This is a genomic window from Paenibacillus sp. FSL K6-0108, assembly GCF_045040695.1.
Lineage (GTDB): Bacteria > Bacillota > Bacilli > Paenibacillales > Paenibacillaceae > Paenibacillus > Paenibacillus pabuli_B.
In genome coordinates this window covers 1,027,338-1,050,882 of sequence record NZ_CP150288.1, presented here as the reverse complement: position 1 = coordinate 1,050,882, position 23,545 = coordinate 1,027,338, and the positions used below count along the sequence as shown (strand labels likewise).

At 45.3% G+C, this 23,545-nt stretch carries 23 protein-coding genes; 8 read left to right on the top strand and 15 right to left on the bottom strand.

The genetic code is table 11. From position 1 onward, the window contains the following. Positions 1-62: 62 nt before the first annotated feature. From MHB49_RS05005 to MHB49_RS04995, 3 genes are all read right to left on the bottom strand, one after another. Entirely contained in the window at positions 63-1,217 is a 1,155-nt protein-coding gene (locus MHB49_RS05005; RefSeq protein WP_405155272.1) for a S1C family serine protease, read from the bottom strand. A gap of 14 nt (positions 1,218-1,231) precedes the next feature. Beyond that, positions 1,232-2,329 (bottom strand): FxLYD domain-containing protein, encoded by a 1,098-nt coding sequence (locus MHB49_RS05000; RefSeq protein ID WP_405155271.1) that lies wholly within the window; start codon positions 2,327-2,329, stop codon positions 1,232-1,234. A 430-nt stretch (positions 2,330-2,759) separates the two neighbouring features. After that, positions 2,760-3,179: a VOC family protein gene (locus MHB49_RS04995; protein WP_405157048.1), complete on the bottom strand. Its 420-nt coding sequence runs from the start codon at positions 3,177-3,179 to the stop codon at positions 2,760-2,762. A 273-nt stretch (positions 3,180-3,452) separates the two neighbouring features. Between MHB49_RS04995 and MHB49_RS04990 the strand changes: the two genes are divergently transcribed. Then, positions 3,453-4,208, top strand: coding sequence for a class I SAM-dependent methyltransferase (locus MHB49_RS04990; RefSeq protein ID WP_405155270.1), 756 nt, complete (start codon positions 3,453-3,455; stop codon positions 4,206-4,208). A 104-nt stretch (positions 4,209-4,312) separates the two neighbouring features. Here MHB49_RS04990 and MHB49_RS04985 read toward each other — a convergent pair whose 3' ends face one another. Next, a complete protein-coding gene (locus MHB49_RS04985; protein ID WP_405155269.1) occupies positions 4,313-6,397 on the bottom strand; it encodes a penicillin-binding transpeptidase domain-containing protein in 2,085 nt (694 codons plus the stop codon). 147 nt (positions 6,398-6,544) lie between these two features. Here MHB49_RS04985 and MHB49_RS04980 point away from each other — a divergent pair, with 147 nt between their 5' ends. The 5 genes from MHB49_RS04980 (at position 6,545) to MHB49_RS04960 (ending at position 13,553) form a co-directional block, all read left to right on the top strand. Further along, positions 6,545-6,949 (top strand): CBS domain-containing protein, encoded by a 405-nt coding sequence (locus MHB49_RS04980; RefSeq protein ID WP_405157047.1) that lies wholly within the window; start codon positions 6,545-6,547, stop codon positions 6,947-6,949. 389 nt (positions 6,950-7,338) lie between these two features. Next, entirely contained in the window at positions 7,339-9,618 is a 2,280-nt protein-coding gene (locus tag MHB49_RS04975; RefSeq protein WP_405155268.1) for a glycosyltransferase, read from the top strand. Between the two features lie 18 nt (positions 9,619-9,636). Then, positions 9,637-10,788 (top strand): hypothetical protein, encoded by a 1,152-nt coding sequence (locus tag MHB49_RS04970; RefSeq protein WP_405155267.1) that lies wholly within the window; start codon positions 9,637-9,639, stop codon positions 10,786-10,788. A gap of 117 nt (positions 10,789-10,905) precedes the next feature. Continuing rightward, positions 10,906-12,327, top strand: a complete 1,422-nt coding sequence (locus MHB49_RS04965; RefSeq protein ID WP_405155266.1) for an MBOAT family O-acyltransferase — start codon at positions 10,906-10,908, stop codon at positions 12,325-12,327. Positions 12,328-12,341: 14 nt separating this feature from the next. Beyond that, a complete protein-coding gene (locus tag MHB49_RS04960) occupies positions 12,342-13,553 on the top strand; it encodes a hypothetical protein (RefSeq protein WP_405155265.1) in 1,212 nt (403 codons plus the stop codon). A gap of 251 nt (positions 13,554-13,804) precedes the next feature. Here MHB49_RS04960 and MHB49_RS04955 read toward each other — a convergent pair whose 3' ends face one another. The 8 genes from MHB49_RS04955 to MHB49_RS04920 all read right to left on the bottom strand — a co-directional run bounded on the left by MHB49_RS04955 (position 13,805) and on the right by MHB49_RS04920 (position 19,492). Then, a complete protein-coding gene (locus MHB49_RS04955; RefSeq protein WP_405155264.1) occupies positions 13,805-14,251 on the bottom strand; it encodes a hypothetical protein in 447 nt (148 codons plus the stop codon). After that, positions 14,248-14,697 carry a hypothetical protein gene (locus MHB49_RS04950; RefSeq protein ID WP_405155263.1) on the bottom strand — a complete coding sequence of 150 codons (450 nt, stop codon included), beginning with the start codon at positions 14,695-14,697 and terminating at the stop codon, positions 14,248-14,250. Before MHB49_RS04950 ends, MHB49_RS04955 begins: the two co-directional genes overlap by 4 nt. Positions 14,698-14,837: 140 nt before the next feature. Then, complete coding sequence (locus tag MHB49_RS04945; protein ID WP_405155262.1) at positions 14,838-15,317, bottom strand: GyrI-like domain-containing protein; 480 nt, start codon at positions 15,315-15,317, stop codon at positions 14,838-14,840. A 40-nt stretch (positions 15,318-15,357) separates the two neighbouring features. Continuing rightward, entirely contained in the window at positions 15,358-16,032 is a 675-nt protein-coding gene (locus tag MHB49_RS04940; protein ID WP_405155261.1) for a hypothetical protein, read from the bottom strand. 147 nt (positions 16,033-16,179) lie between these two features. Next, positions 16,180-17,247: a hypothetical protein gene (locus MHB49_RS04935; protein ID WP_405155260.1), complete on the bottom strand. Its 1,068-nt coding sequence runs from the start codon at positions 17,245-17,247 to the stop codon at positions 16,180-16,182. Then, positions 17,244-18,119, bottom strand: a complete 876-nt coding sequence (locus MHB49_RS04930) for an ABC transporter ATP-binding protein (RefSeq protein WP_405155259.1) — start codon at positions 18,117-18,119, stop codon at positions 17,244-17,246. The genes MHB49_RS04935 and MHB49_RS04930 overlap by 4 nt, the downstream gene beginning before the upstream one ends. Next, complete coding sequence (locus MHB49_RS04925; RefSeq protein ID WP_405155258.1) at positions 18,100-18,945, bottom strand: hypothetical protein; 846 nt, start codon at positions 18,943-18,945, stop codon at positions 18,100-18,102. Before MHB49_RS04925 ends, MHB49_RS04930 begins: the two co-directional genes overlap by 20 nt. After that, the gene (locus MHB49_RS04920; protein ID WP_405155257.1) at positions 18,920-19,492 is read right to left on the bottom strand and encodes an RNA polymerase sigma factor; all 573 of its coding nucleotides are present in this window, start codon (positions 19,490-19,492) and stop codon (positions 18,920-18,922) included. The genes MHB49_RS04925 and MHB49_RS04920 overlap by 26 nt, the downstream gene beginning before the upstream one ends. A 349-nt stretch (positions 19,493-19,841) precedes the next feature. Between MHB49_RS04920 and MHB49_RS04915 the strand changes: the two genes are divergently transcribed. After that, positions 19,842-20,411: a hypothetical protein gene (locus tag MHB49_RS04915; RefSeq protein ID WP_405155256.1), complete on the top strand. Its 570-nt coding sequence runs from the start codon at positions 19,842-19,844 to the stop codon at positions 20,409-20,411. A gap of 121 nt (positions 20,412-20,532) precedes the next feature. Then, positions 20,533-20,742: a DUF6366 family protein gene (locus MHB49_RS04910; RefSeq protein ID WP_405155255.1), complete on the top strand. Its 210-nt coding sequence runs from the start codon at positions 20,533-20,535 to the stop codon at positions 20,740-20,742. An 80-nt stretch (positions 20,743-20,822) separates the two neighbouring features. Here the strand turns inward: MHB49_RS04910 and MHB49_RS04905 are convergent, their stop codons facing one another. The 3 genes from MHB49_RS04905 to MHB49_RS04895 all read right to left on the bottom strand — a co-directional run bounded on the left by MHB49_RS04905 (position 20,823) and on the right by MHB49_RS04895 (position 23,545). Continuing rightward, a complete protein-coding gene (locus MHB49_RS04905; RefSeq protein WP_405155254.1) occupies positions 20,823-21,353 on the bottom strand; it encodes an HAD family hydrolase in 531 nt (176 codons plus the stop codon). 210 nt (positions 21,354-21,563) lie between these two features. Continuing rightward, a complete protein-coding gene (locus tag MHB49_RS04900; protein ID WP_405155253.1) occupies positions 21,564-22,568 on the bottom strand; it encodes a phosphotransferase enzyme family protein in 1,005 nt (334 codons plus the stop codon). Positions 22,569-22,957: 389 nt separating this feature from the next. Then, on the bottom strand, positions 22,958-23,545 hold the full coding sequence (locus MHB49_RS04895) for a hypothetical protein (RefSeq protein WP_405155252.1): 588 nt from the start codon (positions 23,543-23,545) through the stop codon (positions 22,958-22,960).

The window sequence follows — 23,545 nt, the reverse complement described above, 5'->3', positions numbered from 1 at the left end:
AACCATCAAACTTAAGCAAACAAAAAGGAGAATCGACTTGCGCCTATTCTCCCTCCCCAACTTTATTTCACCTTTTTCCCTTGCCCATGAAGTATTTTGAGTTGACCGTTCTCATAACCGATCTGATACGTAACCTTGTATTTCGTGGTGACATATTCTCCGTCTTTCCGTTCATCTGCCGTAATGACTGCAGTGACCTCTATTTCTTCGTTTGCCTTATCTGAGGACGAAACTTCGGCAATGGTAACATAACTGGTGTTGATGTATCCTTCACGGAACTTAGCATAACTTATCCCGCTCTGCCACTCACTGCCAAGCAAAGCATAGGCGGTAACATAATCGCTGAGATTCAGGTTCATGTAAAATTCGGTCACCAGTTCCTCCGCTTCCAAAGAAACTGCATTTGATCCCGATCCCTGACTTCCACTCGTCTGAGCCGCCGCTGTAGAAGAAGAAGGTTTCTTAGACCAGGCCTGAACCTGCTTCAAAACACTGGTAATGGGAATGCTGAACCCAATTCCGCCTTCCTGCTCCACAACGGCAGAATTAATGCCCAATACTTCACCAGTGTCCGCACTGATCAGTGGGCCACCGCTGTTGCCATGTGTAATGGGTGCCGAGATTTGATACAGATTACTATAGATATACGGAGCAATTTCGAAGCTGCGGCCAACACCGCTGATAATGCCTGTAGTTACGGTATTCTCCAGACCTAACGGACTGCCGAGAGCAAGAATTTCATCTCCTGTCTCCGCCTTGGATTTGGCGATGGGTAACGGTTTAACTTTTTTCAGATCAGGCACCCTGACGACAGCGACATCCGTCTCTTCTCCAATCCCGATCACGGTTCCCTTGTACTCCTCATGATTCAGGGTTCGAATCGTTACTTCCTTCGAGCCCTCTACCACATGAGCGTTGGTTACCACATCCCCCTGATCATTGTAGAGAAAACCGGAACCCAATCCACTGCTGCTCTCAATCGTAACCACTTTCTTCTGACTCTCTTCAATAATCTGTTTACGTGTTTTCTTCGTGGTTGTCTGGGAAGACGGTTTAGACGCTGTGGTTGCCGTTTCCTTCGTAGTGACAACAGCCAGTCTTGGTCCTCCATCCTGCAGTTGATCTGCTGAATACTGATGAATCCAGAACACACCTCCTGCTCCCGCTCCAATAATGATTGCACTGGATATAATCGTACTCCATGTTCGTTTGGTCATTCCAACCTGTCCTCCTATTCCAGATACCACGTGGCATTCACTACAGAAACTTCCGCTTCCTCATACACACCGTAATAATACGTTTCAAAAAATCCCTGATCCCCTACTTCAAGCCAGCTTGGATATACATCCGCATAGGTTTGGCCGATATATGACCCATCCGTACCATAGATGTCCACCATAACTGTGACGGAAGAGATCGGCCGTGTGGCATTATTCACGATTGAGCCGCTTATATACAGATCGCCATACATATCAAGCGTCGCTTCTACGTCTACAATGCTCACCGCTGCTGTTCGGTTCTTCAGGTCTTCTTCTGCTGCCTGTTGCTCAGCAAGTTGAATTCGTTCGGCTTCTGCTTTTTCAAAAGCCTTCTTCTCACTCAATACTCGTTCGCGATATGCTGTCAGTTTTTCATCCTCCGGAGCGTAGGACAACCCCTGATCAACGGTTTGCAATGCAGCCGTAAAATCCTTTTTCTTCACTTGCTGTTCAGCCTGCTTATAGCTAAGACCAGCCAGCTTGTCGATAATTTGTTTCTGAACCGCCTCGGCTTCCTTGCCCTTCAATTTCGATACCGTGTCCAATTTCTCAGCCAGTGCCTGTACGGTGGTCAAACTATCGATTTCTTTCTTCACCTTCAGGACAGCCAGTGTCACCTTGTTGTTGTTTAGAGTCGTCCGCACCTTGGCGAATACCGGTTCTTCTCGCTCTTTCAACACTTTTGCTACAGCCTGAAGCGTCTTGTCGCCGGCAGCAAGTTTGCCCGTTTTCAAACTTGTCGCAGCTTCGTTCAGCTGATTCATCAGATTGAAAGCTTTGGCTGTAATTTGACGATCCTGCACAAGTCCATCCACGTTTGGCCGTTTCGCAAGAGCCGAATCCAGAAGTTGAAGCGCATCTTGATATTTACCGTCCAAGGCTGCCTGCTCCGCCTGTTGATGCAGTGATTTTACCTCCGCATTGATCCCCATCTCCTGCTTGTAATAATAAGTCAACAAGGCCCCCATCACCGCTGCCAGAAGCAGTGGAATAATCCAGCTGAATGCTTGACCTTGTGAAGTATTGTTCTGTTTCGGTGCAGACTGATGCTGTCTGGATAACTGATCCAATGCTTTTCCCGTTCCACTTTCCAGACCAACCGCTGTTTCTGCCCAAATCTGTTCATTTGAAGAGCTTGAATTTTTTAATTTCGTTCTACACTTTCTACATATGCTATCCCCTGGATTGCTTTTGGTCCCACATACGTGACAATACACTCTGATCCCTCCATCAAAAAGAACGTATGTATACTATGCTATTTTTACATGAATCGACACTTATCATATAGTAAAAAGGTAAATTACACCATATGCTATCAGGATAAATCCGGTGCCTGTTTCCACAACACGAAAAATGATGCCGACAAACGCTATCTCTGCCTACGTTATCCTATTCATGTCCATATTGAGATGGATGTGTGAGTGTGCATTATTCGAATAAATGGACACCAAAAATGCCTCCCTATTCAATAGGAAGGCACTGACGAACGTAAATTCAAATTTATTCTTGCGTAGGAAAGCTGCTTAGATCCATATAGGAAACTTCCCACAGATGATCATCCAGGTCCTGAAAACTCCATCCATACATAAACCCATGATCCTGAGGATCATTATGCGGCTTGCCGCCAGCATCCAAGGCAGCTTGTACAATCGCATCGACCTGTTCACGACTCTCCACCGACAAGGCTACAATGACTTCTGTCGTGTCCGCCGCATTGGAGATCTTCTTCGAAGTAAACGATTGGAAACGATCCTCCACCAATAACATCGCATAGATGTTGTCTCCAATGATCATGCAAGTCGCAAACTCGTCTGTAAAATTCACATTGAACTCAAACCCTACTTTGGTAAAAAAATCAACGGACTTCTTTAAATCCTTAACGGGCAAATTAACGAAAATCTGCTTGGCGCGAATAGCCACCATCGATCACCTCAATCTAATAGAATGGATTTCACCTCAAAATAACATCTCGCGTATACGCTGTCAATTCATTATAATAACGATATTCCACACTGTGAGGTGACACGGATGTCGTTCCGAATTGTTCGAAGTAATTAGTCGTCGGGCTGGGTCAAAACGCGTACCAGCTAACATGGGATACGTCTGCCCTTTTGAGCCTGTTCGGCATCTAATCGTAACGATTTGGCACAACATCTGACTAGAAACAAGAACTCACATTGGAGGAATTATATAATGAAGAAAAAGATGGACTATACTACTTTTTACGAACGTATTGGGCGATTGAATGGCTGGGACTTCAGCTCCCTGAAAGTGACTTCCGAGGGCGTTGGATGGAATTTCTACGAGGAAGTTATACGTCGCACCAAACCGTCCGATTTGTTGCTTGATATTGGCACAGGTGGTGGAGAGGCTGTTCTTTCCATCGCGGATGCCGCATTGTTATTGATTGGAATCGACCTTTCCCGGGGAATGATTGAGACTGCCCAGCGTAATCTAAAGGCATCTGGTTCCAGGTCGAATGTCCGTTTTGTGCATATGAATGCAGAGCAACTGACATTTCCGGATCAATTCTTTAATGTGGTGTCCTCCAGACACTGCGACTTCTGCGCTGCAGAAGTATTCAGGGTATTGGCCGATGGCGGTGTATTCCTTACCCAACAAGTCAGTGAAAATGATAAATATAATGTAAAAAATGCCTTTGGCCGTGGTCAAGCCTCAGATGTTCAACCAGGCACATTAATGGAACGATACAAACGTGAACTTCGGGAAGCTGGTTTTCAAGACATTCAGGCCCGCGAATATAATGCAACAGAATATTACACCACGCCTGATGATCTGTTTTTCCTGCTGACCCATGCACCGATCATTCCCGGTTTTGGAGAGAAGGAATCCGACTTGGAGCGTTTCCAACAGTTCGTCGAGCAAAATAGCTGCGATCAAGGGATTCGAACCAACTCGGCACGTTTCATGGTGACTGCTCGGAAATAAATGTAACAACATATAGGCAAAATAAAGCCCAGCCACCATTTTCGTAACATGAATGGTGGCTGGGCTCTTCACAATACTAAGATACATCGTAAAACGCAATATAATTACTGTATTACTCCCTTTTTCTCCAGGAACGGCTTTAATTTATCCAATACATAATGACTGCCACCTCGTCCGTTCACTTGTTCAATAACCGCGGCGATAAGGAAGGAGGGTGATTCGGTATCAAACACTACGACAAAACCGTTCTCCTGTCCTTTCTCCCCCTTCTTGGCCTTTAGCTCGGCAGTCCCTGTCTTGGCCGCCAGTCCTTCTGGAAGTGAGTTCAAGGAATGGGCCGTTCCTCCCGATCGGGTCACCACCTCGCCCAAGGCATCCTTCACCGTATTCGCGACTTCAGGCGTAATCACAACTTCCGGTTTGGCGGTTTCCTTTTCCTCTATCAGCACAGGCTTCACCATTTTTCCTTCATTAATAAAAGGGGTGAAGGACGACGCCAGATGGATCGGGGACATCAACATCTCTCCCTGTCCATAGGATGTATCAGCGAGCAACACCTCGGATGACAGATCAAGATGAGCCTCGTTTGCATACTGACTTGGTTTCAAATACAGTTCATCCAGCCCAAAGTTGTCTCCAAAACCGAACTTCTGTATGCCATCTATGAACTTGGCGCTGCCCATCTCAACAGCTTCCATCGCAAAATAAATATTGTCCGAGTAGACCAGCGCATCAACCATATTCACGGGGGATACACTTTTCACACGCTTCACATAGTAACCGCCCCAGCTCTCATCCTTGCGCCATTGCAGACCAGAGATATCATGCGATTTGTCCGGTGTGGTAACCTTCTCCATCAGACCTGCCGCTGCCGTAATGGCTTTGAAGGTTGAACCTGGTGCATAGCGATTCGTAAATCGATTGATAAAAGGCAGCTTCTCATCTGCGGAATATGCATCCCACTCTGCCTGAGTCAGTCCCGTAACCATCTTGTTCGGATTATAGGAAGGTGCACTGACCAATGCCAGCAGATTACCGTCTGTTGGATTCATCATCACCATTGCTCCGGCGTCACCATCACTCGCTAGTGTCTTATACAACTTGCGCTGTTGCTCGGAGTCGATCGTCAGTTGAACATTCTGTCCATCCACTGCATCCTTGCGGATTAACTCTGAGCGAGTGTTGCCGGAATCATCCGTAATCTCAATCAGACCACCTCGTTCGCCGCGAAGCTGTTTCTCCAGTGATTGCTCCAGTCCCGCTTTGCCAATCCAATCTTCTGCACGGTAGTAACCTTCCGTATCTTTCTCCAGATCTTCTTTGGTGGCCTTACGTACGTAACCGATCAAGTGTGCAGCAGCCTCGCCAAGCGGATAATATCGTATTTCTTTGGATTGAACTTGCACACCAGCCAGTGTTACAGGTACCCTGGAGTCCTCTGTTGAAGCAATCGGAACAAAATATTCCGGCTTTACCCACTTCTGTGCTAACGCGTTGTTAATTAGATCTGCTGTTACTTTGTAATGTTCCGCAATACGGACAATCATCGTCTCCGGATTTTCTCCCAGCTTCTCAGGTACGATGCCCCATTCATATATATTTCCCTTTGTTGCTAGGGGCAGCCCTTCACGATCAACAATGTCTCCACGTTCCGGGAAAAGCGTCCTCACCCGAACTTTGCTCCCTTTGACCATGTCGGTCAAAATCATGGATGGCTTCCAGTTGATTCGCCAGACTTTGCCACCTTCATCAAGCTCTTCACGCACCAGTTTCAGTGTATGTGTCTCATTCACTTCCCCCAGGAAGGTCGTTAACTGCAGGCTGTAGTCCACTTCGTAGGTATCCGGGTTTTGGTTTTTAGTTTCAGTACCAGTGCCGTCCGTTGGCTCTTTGTTTACTTTCGGTTTCAATTCTGCCTTAATCGATGAAACCTCCATGCCCGAATAGATCGCGTTGTATTTTTCAACAAATTGCTCACGGTTCATGTCGGACTCTTTCAATGAAGCAGGCGTCATCAAGGTATACAGCTGATCAAATTCTTTCTTCTGCAAATGCTCTATGTACTGATTAACGGTTACTTCAGGCTTCACTTCCTCTGTCTTGCTATTCTGCATGTATAAGTACATTCCGATTCCACCGGCAAATAAGATGGGAAGCAGTCCATAAATCATTTTACGTTTTGATTTCATGATCATATCACCTCTAATATACACTATAGATTTCCAGCCTCAATTAAACAATGAAACAAATCTGACGAATTTATCATTAAAAATAGCCGAAAGCTCACATAATATGTTTAAATAAGGAGAGTGAGTTTACAGTAAAGGAGCCCGATGATGGAAATCAGCTATTTTTTACTCCCCAAAGCCGAAGTGGCCTATATTAACTCTTCCGCTTCCATGAAAGATGCGATCGAGCAGCTTGAATTGCAGCATTATACCGCCATTCCCGTGATTGACCAGGATGGAAAATATGTTGCAACCCTGTCCGAAGGCGATTTGTTATGGAAGATGCGGAACACCCCTGGACTGACATTTGAGACGATGGATCAGGTTCAGGTGCACGAGATTGACAACCGTGTATATAATGAATGCGTTTTTATCAAGGCCGAAATGGAGGATATGCTGACGCTGGCAGCTGACCAAAACTTTGTGCCTGTGGTGGATGTGGACCGTGTCTTCCTTGGTATTATTCGTCGCAAAGATATTATTGAGTATTACACGCGCAACATCTCAGACTAAATTTGAAATGAATATATTCCTTTTGCTGATTACCATGGCAAATGACTGAAACAGAAATGGCGAGTCCTTAGGAGCAATATCATTAAGTTTACTAACTTAATGATCTGCACCCGGACTCGTCATTTTTGTGATTCCAGACTACGTCAAAGCCCACTTTCATCTTCACGCAAAAAAATAAATAAACATATTGCTCAAATTTCGACAAATAACTACAATAATTATTATCATACGACAAAATTACCCATCTAAAAATAGAGCAATGGCTCTTTTTTTATCGTGGTCCTATCTTTTCTTTCAGAATTTGTTCAGAATTGTTTAGTACAATGATCACATTGTTTTTTTATTCCGATAGGCGGCACTACTCAGAAAAATCAGGAAGAGGTATTCAATTGAACTACTTAAGTACACGCAACAAGATACTTGTCACGGCAACTGTGATTATGTCTTGTATTTACGTCATTTGGCGTACATTCTTCACCATTCCTTTTGGACATGGTCCTCTCGCTGTGACCGCAGGTCTTGCCCTCCTCATTGTCGAACTTATAGGTATGTTCGAACTGGCCGTCCATTTTTACAATATGACCCGGCTCGAATATCCTGAACTTCCCGTTGTTGATGAAGCCTTATATCCGGATGTGGATGTATTTATCGCAACTTATAATGAACCCACTTCGCTTCTGTTCAAAACGATTAACGGCTGTCTAAACATGGATTATCCTGATCGCTCCAAAGTACATATTCATCTGTGCGATGACTCCAACCGTCCAGAGATGCGGGAACTGGCTGCTCACCTCGGCATTAACTACATTACGCGAACTGAGCATGTACACGCCAAGGCGGGTAACCTGAACAATGCCATGAAGCATACGTCCTCCCCGCTAATCGTCACCTTTGATGCAGACATGATTCCGAAGCATGATTTTCTGACGTCATGCGTTCCCTATTTTCTAACTGGAGAAAAAATCGGTTTTGTGCAGACACCACAGAGTTTCTATAATCCCGATCAGTTTCAGTACAATCTGTACTCCGAGAACCGGATACCAAATGAACAGGATTATTTCTATCGGGACGTACAAGTGGGTCGCAACAAATCCAACTCCGTCATTTATGGCGGCACAAATACCGTACTCTCCAGACAGGCACTGGAAGACGTCGGTGGTTTCTATACCGGTTCCATTACAGAGGATTTTGCTACAGGTATTGAAATGCAGAGCAAAGGGTATCGCTGCTTCGCCACCAATAAAGTACTGGCCTCCGGACTCGCTCCCGGTGATCTGAAAAGTCTGATCAAACAGCGTCAGCGCTGGGCGCGCGGTTGTATCCAGACAGGCAAAAAGATGAACCTTCTGTTCAAAAAAGGACTTAGCTTTGCCCAAAAACTGAACTACATCTCGTCCATTACCTACTGGTACTCCGGGTTAAAACGATTGCTGTACATCATGTCACCCATATTGTTTGCCGTGTTCGGCGTTCTCGTTGTGAAATGTACCATTCTGGAGATTCTGGTGTTCTGGCTGCCGATGTATCTGTTGACCAACACCTGTCTGCGAATGTTATCCGGCAATATTCGGACCACCAAATGGACCAATGTATATGAGACCATTTTGTTCCCGTCCCTTCTGCCAGCCATCATCCTGGAAACTCTGGGCATCACGATGAACAAATTCGTCGTTACCCGCAAAGACGGTGCGCAAAATGATGACCGAAACTATCAGGTTAAACAAATGATTCCTCATCTGATTCTGGCGGTACTGTCCGTGATTGGAATTGTGAATTGCATTCACTGGACATTCAGTCAGGGAACGATTGGTTTCCTCGTTGTGCTGTACTGGTTGTTAATTAATTTCTATAATATCATGATGTCTATTTTTTTCCTGACTGGACGCAAAGTGTTCCGCAACCACGAGCGCTCCATGGCTGCCGTGGATTGCACGCTCACAACGGAAGGGGAGATCATCTCCTGCATCACCCACGATCTCTCGGAAGGAGGCATTTCCGTTATGCTGGATACACCGAAATATATTCCTAGTGAACTCGAGGTTGGCATCAAACTGGTGAATGATCGATACTCAAGCGAGTTTACAGGCAAGGTGGCGCATGTTGTTTCTATCGGGAACCGTTGGAAATATGCTTTTACCGTGAAGGATATTACAGAACAAGAGCAGCGCCAGCTGCTGCACATTATCTATGATCGCGAACCCACACTGCCTCAGAGGCTGGACAAGGATATCAGTACATTTGAAGACATTCGCCTGAATTTTGTACGCCGGGGTCAGAGTGAGTTCATGTCCAACCGGAAGCTGGCACGAATTGCGCTAAATCGCGAATTGCACACACCAGATCACGGAACCGTGACATTGCTGGATTTCAACTATGAGTTCGCCCTGGTGGAAATTGAACCTCATGAGTTGGCCGATGAGATCCAACTTCCGCTAGGCGAAGATATCTCACTGGAATGTGTGTGGGTGCAATCTCTGCGTAACAAACGAGGCGACCTGTACCGTGTGACCAATATTCGTGATATGGCTCGCAATCATCAGATGCCAATCTTGGAAGCTCTGTTGAAACAATGGAGTATGGAACATATCCAATTGAGTAAAACAGGCCCTGCATCCCAGGGCAAAAACAACATCTCTCCAGACGAACTGAACGAGATGGCTTATCTATAGATCGGAGGCAAGTGAAGCATGATCAAGAAGTGGAAACAACTGACGATTGTCGCCAGTCTTGCTGTGTTATGGAACATGTTTCCCATTCAGGCTGTTCAGGCAGAGCAGCTTCAACTGAGCGGGAATACACTGCATGAATGGAACAACGGAGCCAAGGTAGACACCAGCGTTGATAACAAAGGCAGCGTTCAGATTAAGACCTCCACGCAGGGGCTAGAAAAAGGCTACTATTCGGCCTACGTCTACGAACTGAAGAATCGAGACTGGTCAGGCTATGGAGCTTTGACCTTCTCCATCCGCAATGAATCGGACCGAAAGCTGCCTCTTAATATCGTACTGACCCAATCGGATAAACGCTCCCTTACGGTGTCTGATGATCGAAACGTCATCGTTGTCGAGAAATCCACCGGACAGGCTGAACTGGTCCAACCGGTATCCGGTCTGATTGAGTTGGAACCGGGATTTGTCGGACAGATCCGTATCCCCTTTTCCAGCCTAATGGTCAAGGATAAGGCAAGCACGGCAGGTCAAGTGAAATTGGGCAAAGTCATTGGTTGGGGAGTTACAACCACAACGCCCGAAAACGCCAAGCTGAGCTTCCGCATCGGCAACATCAAACCGCTGTCCAAGAAGCAAGCGGTGGTGGAGAACGGGCTCACCACCTTGCAAATGACTGGCGATGAACGTGTGGTAAAGCCTGTAGCCGGGGAATCCATTGCCCAATACGCTGTTAAATCCTCCTCAGAAGAAAAGCCCGATGTACAATTCCAGCTCGCCACCCCCGTACAGGGAGTATCCATCACACCGGATGGACTGCTGACGCTTCATACCGATGTCGATGCTGAGCAGGCCACCATACGTGCACTTGTGAATGACAAATGGAACCTGACAAAGACTGTCATGCTGGATCGCTCTTCGGCCATGAATGTTCAGGAGAAAGACGGGACGCCACGTTCTATTCCTGACCCATCTGAAGTTACCAAGGTTCTCAGCCCTGCGGACCCAATGATGAAAACATCGGTGGGATGGTTTATTCGACTCTTGTTAACAGCTGCCGGAATCCACGGACTCGTCCTCTACTGGATGTGGAGAAGACAACGGATTACCCAAGGCGCCATAAAGCGACGTTCCCGGAAAAATCGACAAGCACGGCGTCCTTTTCGCATGTAAACGACCCTTGCAGACCAATTCGCATCCTGAGATGCGGGTGTCTGTCTGTTTTGCTTGAGTATGTCGCATCAATAGATGCAACGTGCTCCCTTATATGATCCTCAAGGAGGAAAGGCAGTGCTCTTTTCCAGTGTAATCTTTCTATTTTATTTTCTGCCGCTTGTACTGGGGCTGTATTACGTACTGAGATTCTCGATTACGGCCAAAAACATGCTGCTGCTGGTTGCCAGCCTGTTCTTCTATGCATGGGGTGAGCCTTGGTTTGTTCTCATCATGCTGGCCTCCATCTGTTTCAACTATATCTTCGCCCTGCTCGTAGACAAGTTCAGGGAACGACGAAATGCCGCCTATATCACCATTACATTGATGCTTGTCGTCAATTTGGGGATGCTGTTCGTCTTTAAATACATGGCTTTTGCACTTCGGATTGTGAATGAAAACACCGGGTTTGGCTTAACTATTCCGAATATCGCGTTACCGCTAGGGATCTCGTTCTTCACCTTCCACGGAATTTCCTACGTTATTGACGTGTATCGGGGACATGGTGCCGTACAAAAAAACCTCTTTTATGTCGCGCTGTATATCTCCTTCTTCCCTCAACTCATTGCCGGACCAATTCTGCGCTATAACACGATTGCGGATCAGATGGTAAACCGTAAGGAAAGTTGGGACAAGTTCTCACTCGGCTGCTGCCGCTTCATTGTGGGTCTGGGTAAAAAGGTGCTGTTATCCAACAGCATGGCAATTGTTGCGGATCACATCTTCAGCATGGGCGGCACATCGGATATTCCGGCAAGTTTGGCATGGCTTGGGGCCATTGCCTATACGCTGCAGATTTATTTTGATTTCTCGGGTTACTCCGATATGGCCATTGGTCTCGCTCTCATGTTCGGTTTCAAGTTCGAGGAGAACTTCAGGTATCCGTATATCTCCCGTTCCATCACTGAATTCTGGCGCCGCTGGCATATCTCACTGGGCACCTGGTTCAAGGAATATGTCTATTTCCCGCTTGGGGGATCACGTGTCACCAACAAGGATAAAATGATCCGCAATCTGCTTATCGTCTGGGGATTGACTGGCGTGTGGCATGGTGCAGAGTGGACATTTGTAGTCTGGGGATTGATTAATTTCGCATTTATTGCGCTGGAGAAAATCTCTAACTTTGATAAGGGAACTCGCTATAACCCGCTGCGGCATCTCTATGCCATGTTTATTGTGGTCATCGGATGGGTGATCTTCCGTTCACCGGATTTGCTTCAAGCCGGCAACTATCTGGGCAACATGTTTGGACTGTACGGCAACGGATTCTGGAGCGATACGACCTGGATGTTCCTGAAGGAATACGCACTCTTCTTTGTTCTCGGTATTCTGTTCTGTATGCCAATTGCCACGCGGATGAACAAACTGATGGTTGATGGCGCACGTTTCAGCAAACCACTGGAGCTGGTATACCCGCTCACCATCATCGTTTTATTCCTGGTCTGTGTATCGTATCTGGTCAAGGGTACATACAATCCGTTTATTTATTTCAATTTCTGAGAGAAGGCACAAACATGCACAACTTTTTTGCAAAAAAGAGAATCACGGCTTTCCTCTTCATTCTCGTGCTCGTGACATTCTCTGTCCTGAACATTATTCAATCCTTCGGGCCGATCCAAAAAACGCTGGCTTCTGCAGACTACCATTATGCTGAAGCCAAAGCACTGATTCACGAACTGGATGACGATATTAATGAACATGTCTTCGATAAATTTGGTTTTGTGGAAGCGTATGGATATATGCAATCACTCATGTGGAAGAACGAGGAGAACAACTTTGAGGTCGTTAAAGACTTGGAGGGCAAGCTGCACTATACCTACTTCGCTACAGGACCGACGGATACGAAAGAACTGTCGGATCGGGTTGCAGCGCTGGGAGCACATTTGGACCCCAAAACAAAGCTGACCTATGTGATGACACCCGACAAATACGTACGGGGTTATACGCAGTTCCCGGAAGGCATTCCTTACAATTACAACAACGAGACAGCCGATGGCTTCCTGGACAATCTCAAGCAGGATGGCATTGATACGGTGGATCTGCGCGAAGGTTTATTGGAAAGCGGCATTCCGGCAAAGGATCTCTTTTTCACAACGGATCACCATTGGAAAATCAAGACTGCGTTCTGGGCCTTCGACCAGCTCGTGAATCATCTGGACGGCATGTACGACAAGCCGCTGGACCCGGATCATTATTTTACGGACTTAAACAACTATAATGTGGTGCCATATCAAGATATTTTCATTGGATCACAAGGTCGAAAAGCCGGGAAATACTTTGCTGGTGACGATGACTTTGACCTGATCTATCCGAAGTTCAAAACGGACTACTCCTTCTACTTTAAGACCGGTGAGACGGAAGCTGCACTGAACGGCCGCTTCGAGGATGCTCTGCTCACGACCTATCCGTTGAATGTGCAAGGAGCCACTTATAATCTGACCGCTGACAAGTACTTTACGTATCTGTACGGAAATCAGGGGATCGTTCATGTGGTGAACAAAGACAAACCGAACGGACTCAAAGTGCTGTTCATCAAGGACTCTCTCGCAGTACCGATGATCTCCTTCCTGTCGACCGTCGTGTCCGAGATTTACTTGATCGATCCGCGGTATTACACGGGAGACATCATGGATTTTGCCAGCAAAACCGACCTGGATCACGTCTTTGTGTCGATATCGCCGCAGGATCTTGTAGATGAGTTTTTCCCTTACAGATCGAAAGATTAACTCGGTGAAGGATCATACTTTACCACTACAGTGGCAGAACAATCTTCCAATCACTGTTATCCCCAGATTTCTTTTATCCCTTTTTGTTAGGGAGAAATCCGGTGATAAAGGTGAACGCTTCGCTTCTCCAGATTCTTTCTGCCCCCCTCCGTTCCGGTATGATCTTGTAGTCAAACACAAGAAAAGGGTACCCCACAGCCATGATCGATCTGGCAGACAGGGTACCCTTTTCTTTTTGTATTGCAATGGAATCAGTCTCGTTCACGCTTCGCCTTCTGTTCCTTATAATATTGCAAAACGTCACGCGGGCTGCCTTGAAATGCTCTTTCCTTGCCATATGCATACGCCAGGTCCAAATTAGCAAAAGCTTCATCATGCTGCTCTAGCCTCATGCAGACTATACCCAGTTCAATCCACGGCCCGGTATTAATATCCGAACCACGTGTTTGCAGTGCTATTTCAGCCCACGGCTTCGCCAGCGTATACTGCTCCAGGGCCATATGTGCATTTACGTGACAGGAAGCGATCCAGCTTGCCATTTCCCAGTCCGTCTTCGGCTCGGGCAGCATCCCCCAAGCCTGATCATAATAGATCAGAGCTTGCTCATGCTGCTGCGTTTCATCCAGAGCATTGCCCGCTTCTACCGTTTCGATAATTTGTCTCTCCAGTTCGGGATGTTCCGGCGTCAAATCTTTCACTCCGTAATCTCCTCCTCCAGTTCGAAATACCACTCCAGAAAGTTATTGAAGGTCGCCCACTGCGGTGTACTTTCACCGCTCAGGAAGCGTTCGATCGATTCACCAAGCTCCACCAGAGCCACATCTCCCGTTTGGCGGTTATAAAAGAATCCACCTTCGCCCTCGAAGCTGTCCAGCGGTATGTAGGCTTCAGGCAACCCCAACGTGAGCTGAGCCACCGTCATGTCCTCCAAATATACGGTATTTTCCATAACCCAGCAGATCTGATAAATCTCCTGATGTCTGCTGTAAAAGGTTGGACCATCATCAGCATGCAAATAAAACCGTGCAAAATCAGATTCAAGATCAATACCCAGTTTACGTAAAGCTTCTTCATACTCTGCTGGCACATCTTCATGCCACCAGCCCTTATTTTTACAATAATCAATCACTTTATTGGATAACATAATAAGCCTCCTAATGAATCGAACATGATGCAGCCATGATGAGTAAACCCTCTGGTACTATAGAAATTGAACTAAAGCAATTTACCCTTATCACTCCGATGCAGAACAACCTTTCGATCGCTGTTATCGGTTCAAATCACTCACGACAAGGATTTAACAGGTATCCATACTTGAGGAGGAAGACCCTGACCTCTGTATACCTCAAGTTCCGGAATTCCCGCGTGTTTGTATGGGGTGGCTCCGAACCATTCGCTCATAATATATTTCCACAACCGCTGTATCTCTTCTGGGGCCAGTTGTTCGGCTTCGAACACCATCCAGTTCGACGTGGGAATCTCGATTGAAAACAAACCCTCAGGTACTTCCCCGGAGTGTGAGGTTGCGATCCAGTACTCCATTTGATCACTGTGCAGTTCCCTCTGATCTACACAGATGCCGACCAAACCGGATACGGCCCCGTTATTAAACTCGTATAAACGATCCTCAATCCCGTCTGCCAGAGCTTCCTGCCACATCTTAGGAATCGCTCTCAAATTCTCACCATCCACACAGGAGAACGTCCTTTTAATGCCTACGAAAGTTAGAGACTGCTGTTCAATCAAGTTCTTTTTCACATTCATGGAATGGGCTCCTTTTAGAATGAACGAATTATTTAGTTGGCTATACAACATCTTCTGAAGGCAAATTAAGTGCAGACCGATATGGAGTGTGGTTACCCATCACCCATTCATGAAATAATTGGTGAGCGCTGCTGGCATTCGGAGCCATGAAGAGATATGTTCCCTCCACCTCTCGGCGGCTCAGCTTGGAATCAAAAAGCTCCCTATCCTCTTCTTCATTCAAAACAATTCGGTACGTCCCATCTTCCTCTCGGAAACCGATCGCGTGCACAATCGTATTTTGTTTATAATAACCAAGCTGCAGAACGGCTGGTTGCTCTTCTGCCATTTCCCCTGTGGAGGCCGGATTAGGAAAATCCTCGTCAAACCTCTCTTCTTCCAGCACGCTGCCCTTAAAGAAACCATCAACCACTCTGCCCAGACGATCCACCATGAGATTTGCATATTCATAGGGAAACTGTTGGATCTCGTACACGTCACGATCTGAATGATGCCATTGCAGATGCTCCATGATTTTGGAATACGTGAAGCTAACGGCGCTCGCCATTTCCCGATCCAAGGGCTGGTTCGCGGTGAGACGGGTCAATTCCACAATACTGTTCACATACTTCCAGAATAACAACTGGTCGACGCGCGCTTCTTCGTGCAGCATGTACAAAAAGGTATTCTCCTCCGCACGCGCATTGCGCAGCAGTTCCTGAAGCGATTGTTCCATATTCAATATATCCTCCCGGGTTTTACTATAGATACTGTATCAAAAGAGCAAGACGATTGGAAATATCACTTCATTTCCCTACATCTAAAAAGCCCGCAGGAACTGCGGACCTCCATTTCTCAAAAAATTTATCAATTATATACCCACTCAACCAAACACTTCACGACTACGAAATATACGGTATGTGGCAAATACAGCCCCCACAGTAATGAGCAACATTACGATTGTATATAAGCTTAAATAGGATAACTCCAATCCGAATATGGAATAGGTTGTTGGAGTTTGAAAAAGTTTCGTTACCCGAACCATCGTACTGAATGAAAATTTCTCTATCCACATCATTGAACCTGGGTTTAAATTCAACACATCAAATGCTAGGTAAGGCACACCCACAATCGCAACATTTACGATCATTGCAACAAACGACGTTGAACTGAGAGCGGATACCATCAACACAATAAACCCAAAGATAAGGGCTCCTATTAAGTGGGTAACTAACTGAACCATGTAATATTGAATTGCAGTGAATCTATAAGGTGAAAACTCATAGTCAAAGCTATAAAAATACATCCCTACACTCTGGATAGATGTATCTGCCCCAGCCAAGTTACCAAACCTGAGCCAATAAACAAGCAAGTTAACACCAGTGAACAATACAACACATACCACAGTATATAACATGGAAGCCATCAATTTTGCCGATACGAGCTGGCCTTTACCACGTTTGCTGCTGCGCAGTAAGACCGCTGTTCCCAATGCATATTCCTCTGCAAATACCGGAGCCAATCCTAGCAATATCATAATGATCATAAAGACTACACCAAATTGATCAATGTATTCTAGCAGGTAGCCCCAAGGTTTATTGTAGTAAATTCCCAACACATTTACCGTTCGCTCCTTGATGTTACCACGATCGTCATAACTCGTGGTGTTCTTGATCTCTTCTGGCGAAAAAACAGCAATATCATAGAGGACACCATATTTATACTCATTTTCCTCTCTGTACTTTAAGTTATCCAATTGATCATGTGCGATTTTCACTTTCTCGGTTGTAATGGGACCTTCATAAGGCTTGTAATAGTTAGTACCGTCCTTTAATCCAGGATGTCTTAAAAAAGCGTATAGTATAAGAAAAACAAGTAGTACAGCGATTGCAATAAAAATACTTTTACGCATCATAATTTTGTAAAATTCAAATTGGGTTAAACGAATCAAATTGTCGCCTCCTCGTCGAAATAGTGCATATATACATCTTCGAGTCGAGGTGTCTCTGGCACTGCTTGTGGAACAGGTTGTTCTTTGGAGAGAATCCTGGCTACAATTCCATTAGACTGATAGGACAATCCACTTACTTTGAAATGAGATGTAAGCTCTGCAAGCTGCAGCTCTGTTAAATTCGCTTTCCACACCTTTCCCTCCAAACTTTTTATAATCTCTGTCGGTGTGTTCCGGACAAGCACCTGGCCCTCGTTCATGAGGATCATCTCCTTACACGAAAACTCTAAATCAGAAATGATGTGGGTAGATAACAATACGATACGATTTCTTCCCAACTCACCGATAATGTTACGGAATCGAATACGCTCTTTAGGGTCCAGTCCAGTTGTGGGTTCGTCAAGAATCAGAATATGTGGATCATTCAGCAATGCTTGTGCAATCCCAAGTCGCTGTTTCATCCCTCCAGAAAACGTCCGGATTTTATGTTCTGCTTGCTTCTCCAGGCCTACCATACGTAATGTCTCCTCTACACGGACGGCAGCTTGCTTCACATTCAGCCCTTTCAAAGAGGACATATACATAAGAAATTTATAAGCGGTAAATCGATTATAGAATCCAAAGCGTTGGGGCATGTAGCCCAATATACTGCGGTAACGGTCTCCCATCTGTTCGATAGACTGCCCATCCAGCAAAATTTGTCCAGAAGTTGGCTTCGATATATCTACCAACATACGAAGTAACGTTGTTTTTCCAGCTCCGTTCGGCCCGAGTAAACCATATACACCACCACTAGTCAGCTCCAGCGAGAGCGATTGTACGGCCCACTTTTTTCTATACTTCTTGGATACGTTATCCATGGTCAATATCAAAGGAATAACCTCTTTCCGTTTGTGATGTATATTTTCGCGCCATCTGGTAGACCTGACTGATCAGTAACAGCACTCCACATAATGCGATCATTATAAGAAACGAAGGCCGGATCTGTTGAACTAAAAAAACTAATCTTGGATTACTTAATGCAAGCCACACCAGCCCAAACCACACTATCAAAAAGATACTGACGGCAACCCCACCCCGAACACGCATAGCCAACCACAAACTACTCCCGGCCGCAATCATAAGCTGGGTATACCACAGACCGAGGGCACTCCATGAAATTAAATTTCCTGTTCCACCGGATGTAACTAACATAAGTAACAATATAAATACCATGTTCCCAACCAATACTATGATCAGGCGTGTAAGCATCAGCTGCTGGGCTGTAACTTTGCATGTCAGTTCTATTTCCATCAGCCCCTGATCGCGACCTTTGAATACTTCCAGTAATCCTAGTACAAAAGGGATAGGTACAAAAATAAACGAATTCATGTGAGGATTAAGCTTAGACTGGGTTCCTAGCCAGAAGCCAATAAACAGGAGTATTAAACAAATTAGAAAATAGGATTTGCGAAAAATGGAAACTTCACCCCAAACCAGTTGAAACAATTCTCTTATTGATTTCTCCTTTAAATGTTTCAAATGAGTTCTCTTCTGAGCTGGCATATGGACATTCAAAGCTTTGATCGTCCTTTCGATCTCCAATTCTAATGGAAAGTTAACCGCATATTCATCCAAATAAGAAACAATCTCGTTATACTCCTCCATCTCAAGCTCAGAAACCAAATTACTTTTATCGCTGTTTTCTGTACGTTTCATCCCGTTCACCTCCTACAATTAACTCCCTTAATTTCGATATACCTAAGCGGATTCGTGATTTCACTGTCGATTCATTTGTCCCTGTCAGCTCGGCTACCTCTCTGATTTTAAGTCCGTTGTAATAATTGAGGATAACCGCATCTCGCTGGTGCTCAGGCAAACTTATAACTGCCTGCCTAACTTGTTCATTCTGAAGCCGTTTATGAAAGATGTTCCACACATTGTGTTGGTCACTGGCAGGAAGCGCCTCTTCCGTTAACTCACTTTCTCTATGTTGTTGTTTAAATCGGCGTCCCCTAAAATAATCCGTACTATGATTAACAGCAATTTTCAGCAGCCAGTGACTGAATTTCCCAGTATCCCGATACTGATCCAAAGAATTCATCATTTTTATAAATACCTCTTGGGTTAGATCATAAGCGGTATGGTACTCTCCGGTTTTTCGATACACATAAGCAAATATCGACTTATAATGCCTCTTTACCAGCACTTCCATGGCAGCACGGCTGCCTTCACGAATCTCCTGAATAAGCTCTTCATCAGTCAACGCTCCCTCACCCCCTCTAAACATTTAACGAAACCTAGAATATAAAAGATCAAAAGTATTTATGTTTTTCTGAATATAACAAAATCCCCCAAACAAGAGTAATAATTCATCTCCACTATACTATCCCTTGCATGAAAAAAAGCCCGCAATGAACGCGGGCTTGAAATGGTCTTTCCATAGTTCGTAAGCTGGTTAACACGAAATTAACAAATCTACGTTCTAATCAATATGACTCTTATGCCTTTCCTAATTCTGGAGCAACTTTACCTTCATTCTTTCGTCTAATGATTAACTAACAACGAAGGAGATGACTATGCGAATAAGTTGCAGTCCCGGCTTCCCCGGGAGCATGATTGGGTCAATTGACCTTCAGCCTACCAAGTTTAATTCGGGTGTTTCCAGCAATAGCGAAATATCTAATCATGTTGACCCTAAACTCATTGCCATTCCCTATGTGGATGATCCTAAATTCGGTTCTTGCTTTGATGCGATGAAGATGATGAAGGGAACGTACAAGGAAGAGTTTCACGTAAGCTATGATGTGGAATTTACGATTGATGTGGATAAAAAGGGGTACATCACTCAGTTCGAGCATACCTTTGCACTGGAGCGTTACCTAGATCTTGTGCGGACGCAGTCCTATAAAGTGATTAAAACGAATTGGAAAGATCGTTCCTTCCATGTCATGACCTACAGTTATATGGAAGAAGTGTGTAACCCGAACAACGTGATCTTCAAATGTAACCATGCAGATGATGTTTTTGTTGTAGCCGAACTTGTCCCCTATTCTGTCAGTGGCGTTGTGGTGCAACCCCATAATCGCTACCTGCACCTTCGTGCATTAATCTCGGCGAGAGATGATCTCTACCCGATCGACTATATGTGTGAGCCTGATTTCGATCTAAACATCGAACCATAACTTCTATATCATTTGAATACAGCAAAGAGCACAAAGCGTCCCTGACTTACTTCAGATCACCTGTGCTCTTTTTGAATATAGGTTCAGTTCACCATAAAAATCAAATCTCGGGGGTGTCCACATGGATTTTCGAGAAGAAACACCCGAAGAAAAAAGAGAACGTTTGAGACAAGAAGAACTAAAGGGAAACCCGGTGGGTACGTTCGGTGATGGCATCAATCGTGCTCAATTCGGAAGCTTGTCCGATTTGGTTGGCGGTTTGGGATGGAAGGGCACCGGAATCCTCATTATATTATTGGTGATAGGGTATGTAATTTATAAATTAGTGTAAAAAAGTAAAAATAGCCCGTGAACAGAAGGTTACATGACATTCCATCCTTCTGCTCAGGGGCATACAAGCAAACATTTTATTTATTTAACCTCGGCATTCAGCCGTTCAATAAGTTCAAGCAGCTCCAGCGGTTCACCAACTGTGTGAGTCGGACGTTCCGTTTCATCCACCGGCTCATGAGGATAACGCGGCGTCCAGCTCTGAAAGATGCTGGTGATGCCAAGTGCGTTGGCTCCCTTCATATCACGACTCAGGTTATTGCCAATCATCACTGTTCTTGAAAAATCCCCTTCGGACAAATCAAGGGCACCAATGGCTGCCTTAAACATCCGCGGGCTTGGTTTGCTGGCTTTAATATTTTCCGAAATAATCATTGCGCTAAAATAATCATGAAGTCCATGCTGCTTAAATACGTTCTTGAAGGATTGTGCATCGCCGTCAGCAACCAGGGCCAGCGTGTACCCTCTTTCATGAAGCTTCTGAATCGTGATATTCGCACCCGGAATCAGATCCGCACTCAGAACAATTCCTTCTTCGTCCCGAATCTCGGTCGATTCATCAACAATGGTATCGCCGCTGTCAAAAAAGATAATTAACTTTTTGTCGTCCATGTTCGTTATGACCGTCCTCTTCATTCAATTGGTGAAACGAATTGCCGGTTTCCACTTGACCATGTAATCCAACATTGATGTTTTAATAAAAGGTATAGCGCTTAATCAAATGTTACACTGGGGACGAATCAAAAATCAATCATAATTTCGTTGTGCGTATGCAGATGTCTGATTCAAGATTAGCCATCTTGACCAATTAAGGAATGAGGATCATTTTGGCGGTAGTTGAAAGTTCTGCTGCTGACCAAACTGCTTTGCTTTTGCTGCCCTCGCTTTATCCAGCCTTACTCTTAATCCGCTCATCCATTCCGGTTCATGCGCCCATTGTTCTGCCCCAGATCGAAGCACACGTATATAACCGTACAGATTGGCAAAGCGGCGACATGTCGGGAACATCGACTCCATATCATAGGTGTCTCCTGCTTCCCTCCAATACCCTTGCAGGAGTATTCCCTTCTTCTGCTCCCACTCATCAGGCCGAATTTCGTCCCTTAGACTATCCAGAGTCTGCTCCACATCCATTGCATACCAGTGGTACATCGCGTCATCGAAGTCAATGGCGTAACAGGAATGACTCTCCTCGTCATAGAAGACATTATCCAGTTCAAAATCATAATGAATTAACCCAAAGTTCTGTTGTGTAACGGGCCAGTTGGCAAAATAGTCCCGGAGAACTTCTATCTCATTGAGTGCTGCAGTCTCGCTAGGGAACTCCCCCAGCACGTCCTTCATCCAATCCAGTACATCCGTGTACGTCCAGCGTTTCGTCTGTTTGGGTGTATAATCGCGGGATAAACGATGCAGCTGGCCCAATGCCTCACCCATGCTGCGCACAATCTGGTCAGTTAGATCGATACTGCCCATCTGGTTACCAGGAACTCGTTTGAATACAGAGGCATAATACATTCCCCAAGGCGTATGAGCCTCTACCAGCTCTTTTCCTGTATGGGAAGGTACAGCTTCCATGACACCATATTGGTTTAGTTTGAGATAGGTAAGAAACTCTAGTTCTGCTGCAAGATTAGTTTGATTTTTCTCCTCTATAGGCGCAAAACGAAGCAAGTGAACCTCTCCCTGATCCCTGAACGGATACACGGCATTGGAGGATATCCGATAATACTGAAACATGTCCAGTGACTCCGGATCATAACTCCAGTTTTTCAAAATCATCTCGGCGAGATCGTTATTATGGAACAAGTATCTTAGTTTTAACATGGGCATATCTCCTTAGTAGTCGTTTAATATGGAACGCTTTTAGAGTTCCGAATCCTATTTTTGCGCGCAAAAAACCGCAGGCTATGCCTGCGGCTTTAAAAATTCTGGATACACGGGGTTTACTTGCATAAGCAAATAAACCTCGTGAACACCAGGAAAAATGAGCAGTTATATCCCTATATGTCGGCAGACTTCAGATCGTCACATTAGCAGACTCCAAATACTTGCCATGTGTCTGTTGCTCTGCCGAAATCTATTCAGTTCGTAATCACCTTAATTGTTGTAATCACACTTTGCATCATCTTAGCCCGTCGTTTCATGACGCTCACTCCTTCCGAGATACAAGTTATTTCCATAATACTCCATCAAGTAATCATAGGCAATGAATATCAAGACGGTGTAACAACCATTCGTTCGACGGTCTCGGTGTTCTTCTTATACCAAACCCTAACGACATCTCCCTCTTTCAGATCAGATACCTGAATGGATGAATTAGCACTCTGATTGTTACCCGGGACACCCATGCCCATGCCTTCCGTAATATCCACATCCTCACTGATACTCAACTTCATTTCAATGCCCGTATCTTTCATATCCATGCTTCCGCCTCTGGAGGCGCCTGGTTGTCTTCCATTTCCATTAGTCGAGCCTGTGGATGAGTTATCCTGCACTTCAAGCAATGAGATCGTGACGGTACTCCCTGTGGCAGAGATCACTCTGCCAGTAAGATCGGCATTCATCATGCCTCGCATATCGTCCTGACCGCCTGTTCTGCTATTCATCCCTTGGCCCCCGCCCCTCTGTGTGCCTCCATTCATGCCCGGGCCACCGCCATTCATTATGCCGCCACCATTCATGCCTTGCGCAGAACCGGTATTTGTAATGTTCTGAGCAGTAATAACATCACAAGCAGAGAGCAAAACTGAGCAGGTCAGCAGCAAGAGCATAGCCGATGTGAGATAACCATTTTTTCGCAT

Excerpts from the sequence above, each read along its gene's own strand:
- MHB49_RS04940 (WP_405155261.1), bottom strand. The coding sequence starts at position 16,032 with ATGGAACAATCGCTTCAGGAACTGCTGCGCAATGCGCGTGCGGAGGAG.
- MHB49_RS04905 (WP_405155254.1), bottom strand. The coding sequence starts at position 21,353 with ATGGACGACAAAAAGTTAATTATCTTTTTTGACAGCGGCGATACCATT.
- MHB49_RS04960 (WP_405155265.1), top strand. The coding sequence starts at position 12,342 with ATGCACAACTTTTTTGCAAAAAAGAGAATCACGGCTTTCCTCTTCATT.
- MHB49_RS04900 (WP_405155253.1), bottom strand. The coding sequence starts at position 22,568 with ATGTTAAAACTAAGATACTTGTTCCATAATAACGATCTCGCCGAGATG.
- MHB49_RS04985 (WP_405155269.1), bottom strand. The coding sequence starts at position 6,397 with ATGAAATCAAAACGTAAAATGATTTATGGACTGCTTCCCATCTTATTT.
- MHB49_RS04925 (WP_405155258.1), bottom strand. The coding sequence starts at position 18,945 with ATGAAACGTACAGAAAACAGCGATAAAAGTAATTTGGTTTCTGAGCTT.
- MHB49_RS05005 (WP_405155272.1), bottom strand. The coding sequence starts at position 1,217 with ATGACCAAACGAACATGGAGTACGATTATATCCAGTGCAATCATTATT.
- MHB49_RS04980 (WP_405157047.1), top strand. The coding sequence starts at position 6,545 with ATGGAAATCAGCTATTTTTTACTCCCCAAAGCCGAAGTGGCCTATATT.
- MHB49_RS04910 (WP_405155255.1), top strand. The coding sequence starts at position 20,533 with ATGGATTTTCGAGAAGAAACACCCGAAGAAAAAAGAGAACGTTTGAGA.
- MHB49_RS04950 (WP_405155263.1), bottom strand. The coding sequence starts at position 14,697 with ATGTTATCCAATAAAGTGATTGATTATTGTAAAAATAAGGGCTGGTGG.
- MHB49_RS04970 (WP_405155267.1), top strand. The coding sequence starts at position 9,637 with ATGATCAAGAAGTGGAAACAACTGACGATTGTCGCCAGTCTTGCTGTG.
- MHB49_RS04895 (WP_405155252.1), bottom strand. The coding sequence starts at position 23,545 with ATGCGAAAAAATGGTTATCTCACATCGGCTATGCTCTTGCTGCTGACC.
- MHB49_RS04990 (WP_405155270.1), top strand. The coding sequence starts at position 3,453 with ATGAAGAAAAAGATGGACTATACTACTTTTTACGAACGTATTGGGCGA.
- MHB49_RS04915 (WP_405155256.1), top strand. The coding sequence starts at position 19,842 with ATGATTGGGTCAATTGACCTTCAGCCTACCAAGTTTAATTCGGGTGTT.
- MHB49_RS04945 (WP_405155262.1), bottom strand. The coding sequence starts at position 15,317 with ATGAATGTGAAAAAGAACTTGATTGAACAGCAGTCTCTAACTTTCGTA.